At 52.5% G+C, this 17681-nt stretch carries 19 protein-coding genes and 1 pseudogene; 11 read left to right on the top strand and 9 right to left on the bottom strand.

What is annotated here, in order from left to right:
• Window positions 1–583 (bottom strand): annotated as a pseudogene (locus GOX73_RS17410) (hypothetical protein); the annotation flags it as partial.
• A gap of 129 nt (window positions 584–712) precedes the next feature.
• On the bottom strand, window positions 713–1675 hold the full coding sequence (locus tag GOX73_RS17405; protein ID WP_171126934.1) for an AraC family transcriptional regulator: 963 nt from the start codon (window positions 1673–1675) through the stop codon (window positions 713–715).
• A 162-nt stretch (window positions 1676–1837) separates the two neighbouring features.
• Here GOX73_RS17405 and GOX73_RS17400 point away from each other — a divergent pair, with 162 nt between their 5' ends.
• The 4 genes from GOX73_RS17400 to GOX73_RS17385 all read left to right on the top strand — a co-directional run bounded on the left by GOX73_RS17400 (window position 1838) and on the right by GOX73_RS17385 (window position 4810).
• Window positions 1838–2341: a hypothetical protein gene (locus GOX73_RS17400; RefSeq protein WP_171126933.1), complete on the top strand. Its 504-nt coding sequence runs from the start codon at window positions 1838–1840 to the stop codon at window positions 2339–2341.
• Complete coding sequence (locus GOX73_RS17395; protein WP_254429234.1) at window positions 2278–3216, top strand: amidohydrolase family protein; 939 nt, start codon at window positions 2278–2280, stop codon at window positions 3214–3216. The genes GOX73_RS17400 and GOX73_RS17395 overlap by 64 nt, the downstream gene beginning before the upstream one ends.
• A 506-nt stretch (window positions 3217–3722) precedes the next feature.
• Entirely contained in the window at window positions 3723–4316 is a 594-nt protein-coding gene (locus tag GOX73_RS17390) for an ankyrin repeat domain-containing protein (RefSeq protein WP_170356191.1), read from the top strand.
• A gap of 14 nt (window positions 4317–4330) precedes the next feature.
• On the top strand, window positions 4331–4810 hold the full coding sequence (locus GOX73_RS17385; RefSeq protein WP_170356192.1) for a YHS domain-containing (seleno)protein: 480 nt from the start codon (window positions 4331–4333) through the stop codon (window positions 4808–4810).
• A gap of 19 nt (window positions 4811–4829) precedes the next feature.
• Here the strand turns inward: GOX73_RS17385 and GOX73_RS17380 are convergent, their stop codons facing one another.
• Window positions 4830–7034 carry an adenylate/guanylate cyclase domain-containing protein gene (locus tag GOX73_RS17380; RefSeq protein ID WP_170356193.1) on the bottom strand — a complete coding sequence of 735 codons (2205 nt, stop codon included), beginning with the start codon at window positions 7032–7034 and terminating at the stop codon, window positions 4830–4832.
• Between the two features lie 110 nt (window positions 7035–7144).
• A complete protein-coding gene (locus GOX73_RS17375; protein WP_170356194.1) occupies window positions 7145–7390 on the bottom strand; it encodes a hypothetical protein in 246 nt (81 codons plus the stop codon).
• A 562-nt stretch (window positions 7391–7952) separates the two neighbouring features.
• Between GOX73_RS17375 and GOX73_RS17370 the strand changes: the two genes are divergently transcribed.
• The 6 genes from GOX73_RS17370 (at window position 7953) to GOX73_RS17345 (ending at window position 11509) form a co-directional block, all read left to right on the top strand.
• Window positions 7953–8120: a hypothetical protein gene (locus GOX73_RS17370; RefSeq protein WP_170356195.1), complete on the top strand. Its 168-nt coding sequence runs from the start codon at window positions 7953–7955 to the stop codon at window positions 8118–8120.
• Window positions 8113–8304: a hypothetical protein gene (locus GOX73_RS17365; protein WP_170356196.1), complete on the top strand. Its 192-nt coding sequence runs from the start codon at window positions 8113–8115 to the stop codon at window positions 8302–8304. The genes GOX73_RS17370 and GOX73_RS17365 overlap by 8 nt, the downstream gene beginning before the upstream one ends.
• A gap of 37 nt (window positions 8305–8341) precedes the next feature.
• Entirely contained in the window at window positions 8342–9646 is a 1305-nt protein-coding gene (locus GOX73_RS17360; protein ID WP_171135037.1) for a DUF6538 domain-containing protein, read from the top strand.
• A complete protein-coding gene (locus GOX73_RS17355) occupies window positions 9643–9816 on the top strand; it encodes a hypothetical protein (RefSeq protein WP_165590725.1) in 174 nt (57 codons plus the stop codon). The genes GOX73_RS17360 and GOX73_RS17355 overlap by 4 nt, the downstream gene beginning before the upstream one ends.
• A 134-nt stretch (window positions 9817–9950) precedes the next feature.
• The gene (locus GOX73_RS17350; RefSeq protein WP_170624661.1) at window positions 9951–10679 is read left to right on the top strand and encodes a dockerin type I domain-containing protein; all 729 of its coding nucleotides are present in this window, start codon (window positions 9951–9953) and stop codon (window positions 10677–10679) included.
• 179 nt (window positions 10680–10858) lie between these two features.
• Window positions 10859–11509 carry a hypothetical protein gene (locus GOX73_RS17345; protein ID WP_170624659.1) on the top strand — a complete coding sequence of 217 codons (651 nt, stop codon included), beginning with the start codon at window positions 10859–10861 and terminating at the stop codon, window positions 11507–11509.
• Between the two features lie 559 nt (window positions 11510–12068).
• Here the strand turns inward: GOX73_RS17345 and GOX73_RS17340 are convergent.
• The 3 genes from GOX73_RS17340 to GOX73_RS17330 form a co-directional block, all read right to left on the bottom strand.
• Window positions 12069–12980 (bottom strand): hypothetical protein, encoded by a 912-nt coding sequence (locus tag GOX73_RS17340; RefSeq protein WP_171135036.1) that lies wholly within the window; start codon window positions 12978–12980, stop codon window positions 12069–12071.
• An 863-nt stretch (window positions 12981–13843) separates the two neighbouring features.
• Window positions 13844–15694: an adenylate/guanylate cyclase domain-containing protein gene (locus GOX73_RS17335; RefSeq protein WP_171135035.1), complete on the bottom strand. Its 1851-nt coding sequence runs from the start codon at window positions 15692–15694 to the stop codon at window positions 13844–13846.
• Window positions 15695–15979: 285 nt separating this feature from the next.
• Window positions 15980–16615, bottom strand: a complete 636-nt coding sequence (locus GOX73_RS17330) for a cation transporter (RefSeq protein WP_171135034.1) — start codon at window positions 16613–16615, stop codon at window positions 15980–15982.
• 73 nt (window positions 16616–16688) lie between these two features.
• On the opposite strand from GOX73_RS17330, the gene GOX73_RS17325 reads away from it, so the two are divergent.
• Window positions 16689–17105 (top strand): helix-turn-helix domain-containing protein, encoded by a 417-nt coding sequence (locus tag GOX73_RS17325; RefSeq protein ID WP_170492529.1) that lies wholly within the window; start codon window positions 16689–16691, stop codon window positions 17103–17105.
• A 22-nt stretch (window positions 17106–17127) separates the two neighbouring features.
• Here the strand turns inward: GOX73_RS17325 and GOX73_RS20815 are convergent, their stop codons facing one another.
• Window positions 17128–17346 (bottom strand): GDCCVxC domain-containing (seleno)protein, encoded by a 219-nt coding sequence (locus GOX73_RS20815; RefSeq protein ID WP_254429233.1) that lies wholly within the window; start codon window positions 17344–17346, stop codon window positions 17128–17130.
• A 4-nt stretch (window positions 17347–17350) separates the two neighbouring features.
• Window positions 17351–17674, bottom strand: a complete 324-nt coding sequence (locus GOX73_RS17320) for a hypothetical protein (RefSeq protein ID WP_170724270.1) — start codon at window positions 17672–17674, stop codon at window positions 17351–17353.
• Window positions 17675–17681: the final 7 nt, after the last annotated feature.

The following is a 17681-nucleotide window of genomic DNA, read 5'->3' as shown; positions in this document are numbered from 1 at the left end:
GCAATGCATCAACGAGCATAGTATATTGCGCGTTGTCGATATCGATGCGTTCAATTAAAGCGCTGAAGCCTTCATCTTGAAGATAGTGGCTCAATACAGCGGAAGGGTCTTGTTGTATTACTGGCTTTGAGAAATTCCAAGCGTCGTCTAGCGCATTTGGATCGACTTTTCCAAACACCAAATGGTGTACGAGTTTTACGGCCGCGTCAGTCGCCAGAATATCGAATAAAGCTCGACTGGAGGCATCGCCATCCTGTGAGGTTTTGAATGCGGATCGAAGCTCTTCTAGTTTGAAGTCACTCGGCGTAAAACCCTGATCAATTGCTCCGTCCAACTCCTCAAAAAGCTCGTCAACCAATTCAAAACTGGTCCAAGCTGGCGTAAATTCTCTGTCCGTATAGAAACGAGGTACAAGGATTTCTGCATCCAAACTCTTGCTGTTTGAAAGTGTACTACTCGCATTCGTATTTGACTGCAGCAGCGCTTTTATCTGCTCCGAGACTTGGTCTGCTGCGCCCAAGTTAGGGCATGTTATCAGCGTTGCAGTTAGTGCAGTTGCAACCACTGATCTAAGAACTTTCACCATCCCCTCCTGACTAGTCAATCTATATCTGGTTGCTGTAACATAGGATACTCCAACATTTTGTATAATCAAATCGTGATTTATTGTTCTCAGATTTTGCTCGCAAAGCGGACCTACTTCACGGGCATATCATCGAACATCGAGGTCGTGCTTTAACCGGCAAGGCGACGATCCAAACCAACGGCGACACGTTCGTGTAAACGCACTTGGGTTTTTGTAGCCCAAGTTCTTTCCGATATCTGTTATAGAAAGGCGCCCCTCGGTCAGCCATTGCTCCGCCTGACGCATTTTCGCGCTGTCTACGAGATTTGCTCCTGTCGTGCCGTGTCTTGCAAGTTCTCTTTGAAGCATTTTGGGATGCAAACCGATGAATTTTGCAAACCCGTCCAAGCCAGGCCATGCGGAGTAGTCAATCACAGAGAACAAGTCGGTCAAGTCGAGTACTTTTTGAATGGAGCTGGTCGCTTCCGTCGTCTCGTTTCGTTCAAATTTTGACTGCTGCATCAACCAAGATGCGGGAAACGACATACTAAGGCCCCATGCATCGCATCTTCGAACCTGACTTTTTGGAATAAAAGTTGGCGGGATAGCTTTCGGATCAAAGACAAGTACTTCGACCAATGCGCTGTTCCATACTGGCCCCAATCTCGCCTTCAGCATTTCAGACCATGCAACAATATCCCATGCGTCTGCTTGGCCGGGAGGTTGAGAGGCTTGAAGCATCCGGCGACCCATCAATATGGCCCGTCCATCTTCAATCGTCATTGTGTAATTCATTGAAATTTGCACGGCTTCCACAAAGTGAAGCCAAGCAACGAGCAGGTCTCCCAAGCTAGGCGAGTAACTTAAAGTTTCAGGTGGGACGAAACCGTCACTCCAATCAAATTGACTAGCAATCTCTGCGCAAAGATATGGATTTTTTGAAAGTCTGGCGGCACGGTTGGACGCGCGATACACACATGCGCTAGGAATTGGTTGGGTAGGACCAGATAAAACTTCTGACCTGAGTAAGCAGCCTTCCAAGACCTTTTCTCTGTCGGCGCCCAATTCGCAAGCTCGACCCACTACCGCTGACAAAAATTTTGACTGCATGACTGGGATCGTCACTTGAGAAGCCTGAGCGCACATATGTCATCCTGGTTATCTTTACTGGACAGAGAAAATTGAATTTGTCCCTAAATGACAATAAGTAATTCTCAAAAACCTTGATAGCATGATCGCCACCTTGGAAACCTTTTATTCGGAGATTGAAAAATGAACTTTCCCTTTGAGCTGCGTTTCAAGCGAGCACTGTCAAGAAGTGCAGCCTCAGTTATCTTTGCGGGACTTCTTTCCGCTCCGACATTCGCACAAGAGGTTAGCTTTCCGATACTCTTTACTAACGTGCATGTTTTTGACGGCGTGAATGCAGAGAGAATTGAGAACGCGAATGTCGTGGTAGTCGATAATCTGATCGCAGAGGTATCATCTGAACCCCTTGCCGTAGCCAACGCTAAGATAATCGACGGTGGAGGCAGAACTCTGATTCCGGGCCTGATCGATGCCCACGTACATATGGCAATAACGGAGCCTGTGGCTGATCTAAGAGATAACTTTGATTGGATGTATTGGGGCGCTGTTTCCACGTCAGAAGCAGAAAAATGTTGTTGCGTGGCTTCACAACTGTCCGGGATGCCGGAGGCCCTTCAATTGGATTGCAAAAAGCAATTGATCGAGGAAAGGCCGTCGGACCAAGAATATACCCGTCTGGACCTGTGATCTCTCAAACATCGGGTCATGGAGAACATCGCGTTTACACCGAACCGCATCCCAACTTTATGGGAGCACAGCCTTCATTCTTTAATCAGCATGTAGAGTTCCTGGCGGATGGCGTGCCAGAAGTACTGCGTGCAACGCGAGAGGCGCTGCGACTCGGCGCTACGCAAATAAAAGTTATGGCTGGCGGCGGCGTGTCTTCTTCGGTTGACCCACTGCACACTGTACAGGGCTTGCCTGAGGAGCTTGAAGCCTCGGTTAAAGCCGCAGCGGACTGGGACACTTATGTCATGGTCCACGCATATAATGATGACTCGATCCTGCGCTCACTAGAAGCTGGCGTAATCAGCATCGAACACGGACAGCTAATGACCGAAGTCTCTGCACAAGCAATCAAGGATGCTGACGCTTGGATTGTCCCCTTCTACTCGTTGCTGGGGCTGGACGAAGAAACAGTAGCAAAAGCACTTGGCCCTAGTGCTGGGGCAAAGTTTCTCAGTGTCCAAGCCGGTGCTAGAAACCAGATGAAGCTAATCAAGGATTTCGGAATAGAAAAGGTCGCATTCTCAACAGACATCATTGGAGACCCAGTTGCGCTTTCGAAACAGAACGATGAATTCCAGTATCGGACAGAGGTCTGGTCATCTTATGAAATTCTAGTTCAGGCAACGTCCAAGACTGCTGAATTGCTCGCGCTTTCAGGAAAGCTTAATCCATACGTTGATGGCCCGTTGGGCGTGATATCGGAGGGAGCTTATGCCGATATTCTACTAGTGGACGGCAATCCAGTTGAAGACGTAACTATCCTCGTCGACTATGAGAAAAACATCGATTTCATCATGAAGGATGGGGTGATCTACAAGAACGCACTCGAATGAGTGTCGCGCGGAGTGAACTTGCCTCGGCACTCCGCGCACCTTTCCAATTGAAAACTCTTCAGATTTGACCGCAGCGATTAGCAACTTTGCCCGCTTCGCGCTGTTTACAAAGCCTATTTGTGAATGTCTGCTTCTGCTTGTGTGCGGTCCTCCGGTGAAAGCGGGCCAATGGCAGCAAAGTCCGCATAGTGGTCGTTTGAGGGACCTACGACGAATTTCTACTTCGAGCCCGAAGCAGACCTTCTCGACCAGTAGACCACGCCGGTGCAGCATTACTTATCGTAAACCGGAGCGCCGCGGCGCAGATTAAAGACAAAACACTCATGCTTGCTGCGGCGAAATTCGGAGGCACTACGACTCCATCGCGGACAAAACACTCGTTGTCTCTGAGGCCGCTGCATGGACTAAACCCACTCGATCGGATTCGTCTTCAACACCGCAGCGAATAAGCCGTCGTTGCGCGAAACAGCGGCTCACTGTAGACTTCAAACAGGGGAGGTAGATCCATGCGTTGGATTATTACCATCTTTACAACTGCATTCTTTATACTTGGGCCCGCTCAAGCAGGTCAGTTATTCGATGCAGCAAAGCAGGGCGATACAGCGACCGTTAAGGCTCTGTTGGAAAGCGGTACCTCGGTTGATGAGCGGGGGCCGAACAAGGCTACGCCCTTGATCGCTGCTTCGTTGGCTGGAAACACCGAAACCGCTGCGGCTCTGATCGAAGCAGGGGCTGACGTGATGGCGCGTAACCACAGCGGTTTCACTCCACTTCACGCGGCTGCCTTCGGCGGTAAGATTGAGACAGCGCAGCTGCTTCTCGCTAAAGGCGCAGACGTGAATGGACGCATCAACAGGGCCGAAAAGTCACCCATCTTCATGGCGGCCGATGAGGGTCATATCGAGATGATCGAGCTACTGCTCGACAACGGTGCGGATATTGTGACACTCGATAACGATGGCTTTTCGGTTCTAATCCGAACGATGTTCCGTAAACACTATGATATCGTTGGGCTGCTGAAGCAGAACGGAGCCACATGCCCCCCGCCGGATGCCTTCGGCCCGGAATTTCACCGCCTATGTTTGGAGGCAGGCACATAAGGTAAGGTCAAAAAATGAACATTCGACTTCTGATGAGCGGGCTGGTTATTGCAGGCATGACCACGAGTGCGCTGGCGGATGAGCCCATCAACACTGGGCCTTTCGGCGATGTTGCAATCAAGGGTTATGATACTGTTGCCTATTTCACCGAAAGCCGTGCGGTAAAGGGGTCAAGTGAGTTCGCATATGATTGGCTTGGCACGCCATGGCACTTCAACAGCGCGGAGAACCGCGAACTGTTTAAGTCTGACCCAACCAAATACGCTCCGCAATACGGCGGGTATTGCACATTGGGTGTCGGCCTTGGGGCCAACGCGTCTGAAAATATCGACCCAGTAAATTCCTGGCGGATCATCGATGGGAAGCTTTACTTTATATCGGACCCGACCGGAGCAGAAATGCTTGACCACCCAGAAGGGGAGGCGGTGGTCGCCAAGGCGGATGCGAATTGGGAGAAGACCAAGCCGCTGGCAGCCAAGGATTACTCCAACTGACGCGCACCTCGGATGATGGTCATCCGCCAGGTCTAAAGTGAAACAGAATATGCGGGTTGATGTAGCTGTAAGGCGCGCTCGCCCCGACCTCTTCTTCGGCATTTTTGTAGACCATGCCACAAGCCGGGCGACCAAGCGAAAGACCGGGTTGTTGCAAGCACAATGTGTCATCTTTCACAAATGCCGATCCAGTGACAAACAATGTGGATGCGCGCAAGGCCATACTTCCGTTCTCTGAAATCTGCATCAAGCCGGGTCCGCGGCCTTCGAAGTTTCCCTGCCATACGTTGCCATCGATCAGAGCGGTAACCGCGTCGGCAGATAGCTTTTCGCGCGCGCCAGGTTGAAAGTCGAAGGGCCATTCCTGCACGCCCGCAGTCAACATTGCATCAATGATCCGATCGAGTTCTTCCTGCTTCCGAAAATGCGCAAACAAGACCTTGTAGAGTTGCGCCGAAGTATGCGGAGCAAATTCGGCCACCTCGTCTGCAGTTGCTTGCGCCTTTTGCGTCTGGCCAGCCTCTCCATAGGCGGCAGCGAGGATGTTAAAGTAGTCTTCAATACCTTGAGAATTGCCTTTTATCTCCTCAAGGATTTCGACGGCACGTTGGGGACGCCCTGTCAGAATATAGGACAAGCTTGCGATCTGACGTGCATAGCCCGGCAATAGTGGGTTGAGACGCAGAGCCGTTTCGAAATTCTCGATCGCCTCTTCATGTCGTCCGTAGAATGTTTGCGCAAAGCTCAGCGCAAGATAGGCAGATGCTTCACCGGGGGCCTTCTCGACAGAAAGCTGCGCCGAGCGCATCGCTTCCTCATACCTTCGATCCACAGTCTGCAACTCGCTTAATACTGCAAAAGGCATCGCCGCATCGGGATCAATTTCTAAGGCACGACCGGCATGTTCGTAGGCTCGTTTCCGGGCGACCGGAAAGGGCAGCACATCGTCATAGTTGCGGCGCATGATCAATGCCTCGGTGCGGGCCTGTGCCGCGAATGCCCTGGCAAAAGTCGGGTCGATTGCGGTTGCTTCCGAATAGAGGCTCAACGCTTCGCGCAGCTTGGGCCGAAAGCCGCTGCGAGCGGCTTCTTCGGCTCTGAGAAAGAAGTCATATGCTTCCAGATCCGTTGTAGGTAGGCGTTCGATCCGCTCCTTTTCGGATACACTCACATCCACACCAAGTTGATCAATGATCTCGTTTATCAGGCCAGCCTCCATGGAGAAAATATCGGCTTCGTCTCGCTCCAACCGCTCGGCCCATACTGTCTGCCCGCTGCTCACATCTGTCAGCCGCGCGTTGACCAAAAGCCGAGTTCCCGCTCTGCGCACGCTGCCTTCGAGAACATAGCCCACCCCCAACTCGCGACCGATGGACCTGCTGTCGATTGTCCGATCCCGATAGGAAAACGCGGTGTTGCTGCCGATCACCATCAGCCCGGCGACTTTCGAGAAATCTGTAATCAGATCGTCCGTGAGCCCATCTGCGATGTAGCGTTCCGCGTCTGGCAGCCCGAGGTTTTCAAAGGGCAACACGACGAGAGAAGGCAGCCGGTCCTCTGCCGCGATGATTTCACTTTCAGCGCCGCCGACAAGGGCAACTATGCCATCACGCAATATAAAAGCGGCACCTGAAAGAACCGCTATTACGGCCACCGCCGTGACAGCGCCTCGAACTTTGAAGCGAGACAGTGAAGTGTATTTCGAGCCATTCGGGTCCGCCATCCGAAATACCGTGAGAGGCTCAGGTATGTTTTTGACCCGGTGGACTCCCGCAGATTCAAATGGCTTACTGACTTTGCCGCGCGTGTGTTCGTAAACCTCGCGCGAGATGCAGATGCCTCCGGGCGTAGCTAGGGGTTCCAGGCGCGCCGCAATGTTAACACCGTCTCCGTAAATGTCGTCGCCATCGATGATTAGATCTCCCAGGTTGATACCAATCCGCAATTCGATACGCTGGTGGGGATCAATGGTGTCGTTTCTGTCCTTAACCGCCTCTTGTATCTGGATCGCAGCCTCGACTGCATCAACAACGCTTGCAAATTCGGCCAACAGTCCGTCGCCGATAAGCTTGACGATCCGCCCGTTCTTTTCATCTATCAAACGGGTGAGGATGTCTTGGCGCACCGTGGTCAAACGTTCGAAAGTGCCCACCTCATCCTCGGCCATCATACGGCTGAAACCGACTACGTCTGCGGCGAATATGGCGGCAAGCCTGCGTTCCAAGGTTTGCCCCTCTCCTCCAAAATGCTGGCAGTACTGCGAAGTTAACACTAAAAAAAACGTGACGGAAACTGCGCTCGCTAAAAATATTTGGCTGGGCGGGTGCTTGTCTTTCAAAGGTACAGTGGCGCAACAAGCCAGTTGTCTCCGCAGCAGCATAAGGCAGCTTGCTCCGCATTTGAAACAATGTATCCGAGCGAAGCGAACGGCCTGATAAAGTTTTGGCCTATATGCATGATTTGAACGTCCGGAATCGAGAAATCGTGCTGCCCGTCGCGGGCGATACCGTGATACTGTCGAGCAATCGATTTGATTTCCGCTGCGCCAGCATCGGGCGGCTTTGTCCGCATCGCGGTCATTCAGCCAGCCCTCAACCAAAGTCCACTACGGCAAAAAGAAAGCAAAGCGCAGATCCCCCGACAACTCCTTACGCTAGGCCCTCTCGACTCCACCGAGCCTTTATCTGGCAGGGGTTATGCTTGTTCTCGGCGTCCTGATGAGCCCGTGCATGACAGCTTGGGCATAGTGCAATCGCGATGAAAGTTTTCTTGCCCGTTGAGATGTCGGAGCAAAGTTCCTCACCGCAGATCTCGAGCAACTCCCCGCGTGACATTAACTCAATGGTGGTGACGCCACATTGCTGGCACTGCGCCTCTTCAAGAGCACACCTGACTTCCTCAACCGAGACGATCCGTTGATAGTTGCATTCAGTATCGGCCATTTTCATACCCCGCGAAATCGTTGACAACTCAACCCTGTGCAATGGACCTGCTCTGGCCTCACCCAGTATTCGCCTTGGGACATTCACGCTAACGCAGGTGTCGCGCGCAAACAAGCCAGCGAGTATCACTCACACCTTGCCCTCAGAAAACGAGCAACCTCCTGCATCTAAATAAAGAAGCAACTGTAGGAGTTTGATCCATGAAGTACCTGTCTGCCCTCGGCGTTCTCGTCGGGGGTTTTCTTTTGCACCCACCGCCCAAGGCCGTCCTGACGACGATGCTCTGGGTGGTTTCGCGGTCTCATCCCGCTGTCTCGGCGCTGGTTCTGCTGGCGGTTCTCTGGACGTGGAGGTCCGACGATGGCTGAGCTGGAGCTGGCCCCCGGTGACGTCGTGGTCGTTCGCGCCTTCGATGACGTCCCAGAGCATCACTTCCGCGTGGAAGAGGTGTTCGAAGACTGCGTAACCGGCTTTGCTGTCACCGGCCCTCTGGCTGGGTCCTACGGCGAACCGGCAACCGAGATGATCCTGCGGATCGTCTCAACCAACTGATCCCATCCCAAATTCGAAACAGAAAAGGAGGAGATTGATGTCTGCTCACATTCGCTATGCCTATCTGAAGGGCCATACGTGGTTGTTCAGACGCAACTATCCCGTTGACGTGGCTCTCGCGCTGGGCGCTCAGGCGCTGAAGCAAAGCCTCAAGACCAGTGACCCCGGTACCGCCCGCGTCCGAGCCGCAGAAGTCAACGCCCGGTTCGAGACACTGGTTGAACAGGTTCGATCGCAGGCAGAAGATGCCCTGTCTGCCCCAGAGAACACCGCTGACGTTCCTGATTGGGTCGATCAGCCAGAGTCGTCTCTCGTCCGTCTCCGGGCCACTCTGGAGGACTCTGGATGCAATCTGGAGCGGTCTGCCTTCATCAGGCCAACAGCACCAGTGAAAGTGCCGGTTCGTGACCTGAGCCGAGCCTATCTCAACAAGCGCAGTAACGAACTACGACCCAGCGGGTTCAAATCGGTCCGATACTCTGTCGGGTTGTTCTCTAGCCGACACGGGGACCAGCCGGTTTGCAGTCTGACCAGAGCAGACGGACGAGAGTTCCTGACGGCAATAGCCCAACTGTCTCCAATGATTGGCAAGTCAGAACGAACCCGTGGACTGACCTTGGACCAACTGGTCGCGTACTCATCTCGGGGATCAGTGACCATAACAGCCAGAACCCAGCGGCGTATCTGGTCACAGGTCAATCACTTCCTCGACTGGGTGGTCTACGAGGGGCATCTGGAACAGAACCCATTCCGGACCGTTCTCTTCGATCGCAAGGTGCGTCCTCAACCCTATGCCGTGCCGACTGACGATGAAGTCGTGCGACTGCTCCAAGCCAAGGACCGGGAACTGCACTCCGTTCTGCTGACCTGCCTGTTGACGGGAATGCGAGCGGGGGAAGCGGTGGGGTTGCTCCGGGAAGACCTCGTGACCAAGGGCAATCTCGGATGCTTCGTTCATGTTCGACCCAATGAATTGAGACTGTTGAAGACGGACGCGGCGGAGAGACTGGTTCCGGTCCACCCGGTGCTGGATGAGACCTTCCAACAATTGCCTAGCCATGGCCCTCTGTTTCCTGATCTGACCGTGGCGCACGTCACCAAGGGGTTTGCGAGACTGAGACGTCGGCTGGGTCTGGAGCGACCGGGACTGGTGTTTCACTCGACCCGCAAGTGGTTTGTGACCCAGTGCGAGCGAACGGGTGTCCCTGAGCACTTCACAGCCTCTCTGGTTGGTCATCAATCGGCGCGGTCGGAGAACGGGATCACCTACGGGATTTATTCGGCTGGCATCAGCGACGAGCAGCGGCGGTCGATCGTGGATCAGATACGGCTTCCGGTATGAGTTTCCCGGATATTGATGCGTTCGAGGAACGGGCTGCTATCGCCGAATACGATGGCGGTTGCACCCGAAAGGCAGCGGAAGATCTGGCTGCTCGGGCACAAGGTTTCCGTGATGCGGAAGCCTACTGGCAATGGCTGGCTGACTATGTCGTTAACCGAAGACCACCCTGACACAGAACCCTCGGCGGCCCTTAGCGGGTTGCCGGGGGACTTCTGCTTTGTATTTTTTGTCAAAAAAAGTGTCGAATTTTAAAGTTTTAAGCTGTTAGGGTGATGGACAGTTAGTATCAAGTTGGAACTTTAGTATGGTTATCAAGAAAACACTTAACGCTCTGACCCCGTCTAAACAGTCGATGGATGTCAACGGTGATGGAAAAGTAGATTACAAGGACTTCGTCCACGCCGCGAAGAAAATAGGAAGTAAGGCAATACCTCCAAAATCTGCCTTTGATGCCAATAATGATGGAGTAATTGACCATCGAGACGCTTTGATCGGCGCGAAGATTGCCGGAGCAGCTGTTGTCGGAGCAGGAGCAACGCTAGCGGCTGGTGCTTATGGTGGCGCTCTAATAGTCTCAGGCACCGCGACGACTATTGCCACAGGTATAGTTAGTGTCGCAGGAGCCGCAGCAGGCGGTTTCACTGGTGCCATTTTGGGCACCGCAACCACCTCGACTTTCTTGGCCATGAAGTCGGCAAGTGGAGCCATAATCATAGTTTCTGAAACCGCTGCGGCTGTAAGTCCCGGACTTGTTTCAGCGTTCTCAGCTCTTGGATCATCTGTTGGAGCAATGAATAGCGCAGTGATTGCGAAAGTCGCTGGTCTTCCAGTGATTGAGGCTCTGGCATTAAATGCTGGGGTATCTAATGGTGCGTTAGTGATGATCTTCGGCATCCCGATAGCGAGAGAAGTCGCTATTGCAGCGGGTTTGATTTCATTGGTTATCGTGGGGGGATACGCCTACTTATTGCTTAACAAAGGTGTTGAGAAAACCGATGTGGTGGGCTTGTCGGGGCATCCGGCCTCAACTTAAGAGGCCACTTACATCCCATTTAACCGTCATTTTAGTTTATCTCGCTGACGAGCTCTCAAAAGAAAGGAAATCCAGCGACTACGACGGAGGCGCGAGCCAAAAGCCTGCATACATTGGCTCCGCAGAGAGGATAGAGCTCCTCCAAACGCATTGAGTTCAAACTATACGGTCGAGTGAATATGAGAATTATCCAACCGAAGGGAACAAAAGGAAGCTTAAAATGGATTCAAGCAGCGGTCGACAGATGTCCAGAGGTCCTGCAGCCGAGAAAGCTTCCAACCATTGAATGGGTCTCGCCCCTAGAGGAAGACGACTACGCCGAATATCGCGATGCGGCCTTTTTGAATCGCCTCGGAATCGGGCACCTTACTGCATCCTTGAAGGACTTCTGGCCTCAACGAGGGCCTCAGTGGGATGCTTTAGGTTTAACTTCGCATGGTCCAGTTCTAGTCGAAGCAAAGGCTCACATTCGCGAATTTTTCTCGCCCCCGTCGCAGGCTGGTCAACGTTCACGAGAGCAGATTAATCGTGCTTTCGCGACAGTCCGTGCCGATCTCGGAATTGGAGACCATGTTAACTGGTCGGAACTTTATTATCAGTACGCCAATCGCTTAGCTTTCCTTTGGTGGCTTCGGGAGCACGGGGTTGACGCGAAGTTGCTCTTTGTCAGCTTTCTCAATGACAGCGAAATGGGTGGCCCTCAACACGCCGAGACTTGGGATGCTGCGTTTGCAGCAGCAGACTACGCTTTAGGTCTGCCACGGCAAAATAAACTGAGGAGCCACATTTATCATGTGACGCCGGACGTTCGGGAGATATCCCATTTCTAATTGAGCCCCACCAACCTGCCAGCACCAGCGACCAGTCTTCAGCGCCCCGGAACCGATCGTCAGCGGTCGTCTCAGCGCCAGTGGAAGGTTGGTCTAGCGGTCCCGTAGCGGCTCTTTCAGTGCCAGTAAACGGCCTCACTAGCGGTCAGAAATGCCCCGTGCTTACCCTCCAAATGCCCCCGCAACCGCCCCACTTCAGGTCACCGGTTGAAAAAGCCGATAACAATCATCGGTGGGCAAGGATTCCTACCACCCCAGCCAGTTCATCAGAACATGGAACGACAGCAGGCACTTGGGTCATCGATACCCGAAAAATGCCCCCGTTTATGCCCCAGTGGTTTCGGGTGCTACGGGTGTTGAGGGTGGGCCCTCAGAGGTCGTTGAAGGCCCATGCCACAGGTTATAGCAGGTCGTAGTCGACCCCGTTCGCCCAGAAGTCCCAGTCGTCGCGCTTGTTATCCGCCGCAGACCCCTCGATCAGGCGAATCCGCAAATCCTCGGATGCACGTAAGTTTCCAATTGCGCTCTGAACGCTCGAGACGATGTCAATCCAAACATATCATTCGGCGCACCTCAGTCTTGTCCAACTTGATTCACCCCAATCAGCTTCCGCAGATCTAAGAAATAGAGGCAATTCCAAGGCAAAATCATACAGCGTTGACTGAAGAGACGTTGTCATGGGCTGACCGTTATTTTCTGCCAGCTCAAACAAGTTACCAGCGAAATTCGTATATCTGAGCGAAATACACTCCGGCTGCAGGACACCCTTAGGTTCGGCGGTCAAAAACGTCTGAACAATAAAGTCCAAATTTCCAGAACCTGCACCAGAATCGGCCGGGACTAGGTTAAACGAGGTGCGAATAACAAGATTGGAAGCTTGTGCACCTTGTGGGCAGCTTGATCTGCTTGAACTGGTTGAGAAACACGGCGGCACGCCATCGAAAAGTTCAGTACTCAAAGAGTTGGAAAGTGTCGCTTCGAGTGCTCTTTCAAACTTTGATGGTTGATAGGCCCGGTTCAGTGTATCTACTGCACGTACAATTTCTTCACGCGATCGCGACGTTCCACTCGCGGCACCATAAATTCCTCCTGCAGTGGCAAACACAGGAACTAATGCGACACCTAGAGCCAGTCCGAATGGGTCTGCTGAGGACAGCCCAGCCTCCAAAGCACCTCCGGCGCCTGCGCCAATACCCGAAACAGCACCTTCGCCTCGCGTATAAGCGGTGCTACGGACATCTCCGTCTACGATCCGCACGGACAAGTTTATCGTTGAACGCGATGCTAAATTGGCAGTGTTTATGTCTGGAAGGGAGGGCGCGCACGCAGAAAGGAGCGAGCAAGTAGCTACGCATAGCGCTTTAAGTCTTTTTCTGTCGCTTCTCTTCATCTCAACTGGTGCATCGATTTGCAAGTTTCCGTGGGCTTCTTGGGCAGCAGACAACGGTCCAATTTCACCAATGCGGAGCATTGAAACTTCAGCCGTCCTTTCCTTTTTGCAGAACTCCGAAAGTGCTTAAATATATCTCAAAATCAGAATGTAATTTTTGATTTGCATCAAGCGGAAGCGCATAATTGATCTCATTCGGAGTAAATTCTCCAGCGCTCGCGGGATGGAGTACATAGTGTGCGCCCGGAACGCCTGATCGAGGGGTCTGCGGCGGATAACAAGCGCGACGACTGGGACTTCTGGGCGAACGGGGTCGACTACGACCTGCTATAACCTGTGGCATGGGCCTTCAACGACCTCTGAGGGCCCACCCTCAACACCCGTAGCACCCGAAACCACTGGGGCATAAACGGGGGCATTTTTCGGGTATCGATGACCCAAGTGCCTGCTGTCGTTCCATGTTTGCAAATTGAGCATAAGCGTGCACGAATCAGTGGTTTCTCGCATAGGTTGCGCTTAAATATCTTTTTAAAACAACAGCTTAAAGAGCAGCGAATTTGATGAAACACCATAACTGTGCAACGCATGAAGCATAAGCGTGCAAGACCAAAATCAGGAGGCATAAGCGTGCAAAAGTAGAACAGAGACCAAGACCACCAGAAGTGCCAGCCCATGCCGTAAATATTGAAACAACACTAGTCCATCGCAGATTTGACGGGCTGCCGCGAGCATCGCACCTCGAAGACTTTTTCGAGAGCTACCCACTACACCGAAATCGGATGTTGAGATGGCTCAGGTCAACTTCCGCTTTATCGGGCAAAGCTTCAATTCTCTGCCGCGCGGCATCCCGAATGTACTACGTCAGCGATGCGCAGGAAGCGGACTTTGCAAATTCTGGCGCGCAGCCTGTATCAAACTTGAAGAAGCCGTTTTTTTATGCAGTGTCATTCAGGCAGCCCGGCCGCGCGTAATCCTTCTTGAAAGCGGCTTTGTCCGATTGGATCGGTAATCTGAATAAAGCTGGTGGAAACGCTCGCATCTGGCATCCGTTCCAAAATGGCTTCAATTGCTAAGTTCGCATTTTCGGCATCTCCGAGTTGGCCATAGACAGCCGCACGCCACCATAGATTTCCAATAAAGCGTGGATTTTTTGCCCGAGAAATCTCAAGATGTTCCAGCGCTTCTTCGTAGCGACCTTGCAGATATATGGCTTGCCCCAACAGCTGGTCTGCCAGCCAATTGTGATAGGGATTCAAGCGCACTGAAAGACGAAGCAGTTCTTCGGCTTCCCTGCCGCGACCAAGAAAAATAAAAGCCAATGCCGAGCGGGTCAACAGTTGCGGATGTGCGGGTTCAAGCTCCATTGCGAGCGTAAACTGCTCAAGCGCCCCTTCATAGTCACGCAGGTTCAATAGTGATTGCGCAAGGACCTGACGCGAGTACCAGTCACTGGGTTCAAGACGCACGACTTCCTGCGCAATATCAAGACCAGTCTCCAGAGCAGTTGTCGGGTCGTCGGCAACTCGAAAGTACCCAGTTTGCGTCTCAACAAATCCCAACAAAGCTTTGGCTCTCACAAAGTTGGGATCCAGTGCAAGTGCTTCTCGAGCCAAAGCGCGCGCTCTTTGATAGGAAGCTGGGGTATTTACCCAACTTGCCTCGTCCGCGCGCGCCCAGAGTAAAAAGGCTTCGGGGTTCTCAGTGAAGCGATGCTGGCCCGTGACGCGTTCCAAATCTTCAGAAAACTGCTGCGCCAATTGTTCCACGAGTGAGTCCTGAAGCTCGAAAACGTCAGCGGACGCGCGATCAATCCTGTCGCTCCACATTATTCGCCCGGACAAGGTATCGATCAGTTCGACGTCGACGCGCACCTGTTCGCCTGAACGTCTCAATGAGCCGCGCACAACGTGAGCAACGCCCAATTCTTCCGCAACGGAGGCGGGACTGGTGTTTTGGTCGCGATATCGTTCTGTCGAACTGCTAGCAATTACGAAAAGCCCGTCTACCCGTGCAAGAGCACGGGTCAGATCCTCGGTAACTGCATTGGCCAACAGCGTTTCTTCTTCAGAGCTTGATAGTGTCTTGAAGGGAATAATTGCAACCGATGGCTTATCGGGCAGTGCTAGCTGCATTCTTTCTAGCGACGCCGCTTCCATCTCGCTGTGACGCAATTGCTCCCAGGCTGAGGGGCCAAAAATGAGTAATGCCAACAAAATAATGCCCGCCGCAATCGGTTTCCAGAAACGCCTTTGCCGCTTGAACAGAGCCTGAGTTTCTGAGACTGTGTTTGAATCCACCACATTGAAAACTCGAACCGGGCGGGCAATGTTCTTTACCTGAACTTCCCCAAGATCTTGTAGAGTGATGTCCAATTTATCGAGGATCTGGTCCCGCGCCGAGCGTGAGATTGCGATACCACCGGGCTCTGCCAAAGCCTCGATCCGCGCCGCTACATTGATCCCATCTCCGTGAAGATCATCTCCCTCGACGATGACATCACCCAAGTTAATCCCGATCCTTAACGTAAGGTCGTTGTGATCGGAAAAGCTCCTTTGAATTGACGCCGCGCATTCGACAGCTTCGACAACAGAGGCGAATTCAGCCAGATATCCGTCCCCCATTGTTTTGAACAAACGTCCGCGATGACGTTCGAAAGCCGGAGCAATGGTTTTGTCAAATGCTGCGTTCAAAAGCGCTCTAGTGCCAGTTTCATCACGCTCGATCAGCGAGGAGTAACCGACCACGTCGGCGGCGAGTATCGCGGCAAGCCGGCGCTCGACCCTGACCTCAGTCATAATTGTTGTCCAATGCGGCCATACTCAACAATTGCTTAAGTTCGATGAGATTGCACGTCTCACCTTAAGTATACACGTACAAAATCACAGCCCAACAAGGAGTTCCGAAACCGCCATAGATTATTTTTGAGCTTTCTTTTTAGGGATGTTCTCAAACAAAAAAGATGCCGGAACCAGTGCCGCAGCGCTAAAGTCGACAAAAAACTTGGTCAAACTTCGTAGGCTGACGCCTTACAAAACAATATTCTTGCTCTGGCTCAATTTGGCGTCAGGAGCTTCGTTCGGCTAGGCGCTAATCTGTTGATGGAACTTGCTATCACGCCGCTCCGCCAGAGCTTGGCGCACAATTTGCACAGATGACGACAAAAACAAACCTGCCATGATCGTCGCGACGATGAGGTCGGGCCATCCTGTGGCTGTGCCCCAAACGCCGAGAGCGGCAAACATCACTGCCACGTTCCCGATGGCGTCATTGCGGGAACAAAGCCAGACGGAGCGGACATTCGCGTCTCCATCTTTGTACCTGACGAGCAGAAGAACACTGGCAAGGTTAGTAAGCAGAGCAAGGAACCCCACCACCCCCATGATTTCAGCCTCAGGAACTCCGACGTAGAACACGCGATAAACTGTCGATCCGAGCACCCATGAACCCACCAGAAAAAGGCTGAGACCTTTGGCTAAAGCAGCATTTGTGCGTGCACGGATCGACGCACCAATTACAGCCAGAGAAATGCCATAGGTCAGGGCATCTCCCAAAAAGTCGAGTGCATCGGCCTGTAGTGCCTGAGATTTCGCATAGTACCCTGCGGTCATCTCGACCACGAACATTGTGGCATTGAGCGCAATGACGATCCACAATCGCCTTTTGTAATCATCTGAAGCGCCGTCAAACTTAGCGCCGTGTCCACAACATCCAGACATAGTTAGGCCTCTTTGAATCTGTCTTTAGCATAGTGTAGTGTCTCTAGTGACTAGAGGTTCAAGGGGTAATTTGATGTTTTCGATTGGTGACTTGTCCAAGCGCACAAAGGTCAAGATTCCGACCATTCGTTACTATGAGGAAATGGGGCTGCTCAGTGCGCCAGAACGCACCGAAGGCAATCAGCGGCGTTACGATGCGGCGGGAATGGAACGCCTTAGTTTCATCAAGCACGCGCGTGACCTTGGGTTCTCGCTGGAGGCGATATCTGAACTGATCGATTTACAAGGCCATCCGGATCGCTCGTGCAAAGCCGCAACCGATATAGCAGCCGCTCAGCTCTCGGAGGTCCGGGCAAAAATCAAAAGGCTCCGCGCACTTGAGAAAGAGCTGAACCGGATTTCAAAAGGCTGTAGTGGAGATGGGGTTTCAGAGCACTGCTACGTGCTTGCTTCACTCGCCGACCATGATCTGTGCCGTCACGAACACTGATCTTTGGAAGCTGATTTTGCCTTTAACCGCAGCACGAACTGCCTACTTGAATTGGCGGGCACGGGACAGTTGCGTAGGAACAAAAAACACAGCAATCGCCTTCTAAAGGCTTCAAGACTGCTTTGCATGATTTGCATTCATAAAACCACTGGCACGAGTCAGTTGGCATTTTCTCGATTTCAACGTGCCCACACCGAGGGCAGGTCAAAGTGCTATCCAGCACCACAGTTTGTTTTGTCATTGTCTCACATCTGCATGATTAGATAATCGTTGATTTGAGCCTCATTGAACACGATGACCCATGCCAGCGCGGTGATCGCCGTGCTTCCGACAAGCCACCATTTCAGGTTTGCCAACGTCCCGTTTCGATGCGCTACGAACCACGAAACCGCGATCAGCGCTGTTGAGATGGCGAGAACATAGTAGCTTGCTGCCGCTATTTTTCCGAATATCGCCAACCAACTGCCACCCAAGCCGAGCAACATCATGGCCATTGGAAGAACACAGCATGTCGCAACTCCCAGAGCGGAAACCGATCCCAGGTAGCTGAGGGTCAAATACTTCTTCATCTTTCGC

Source organism: Ruegeria sp. HKCCD7221 (assembly GCF_013031225.1).
GTDB lineage: Bacteria > Pseudomonadota > Alphaproteobacteria > Rhodobacterales > Rhodobacteraceae > Ruegeria.
Note: the sequence above shows the minus strand (reverse complement) of the source record. Positions and strands in the feature narration are given on the sequence as shown.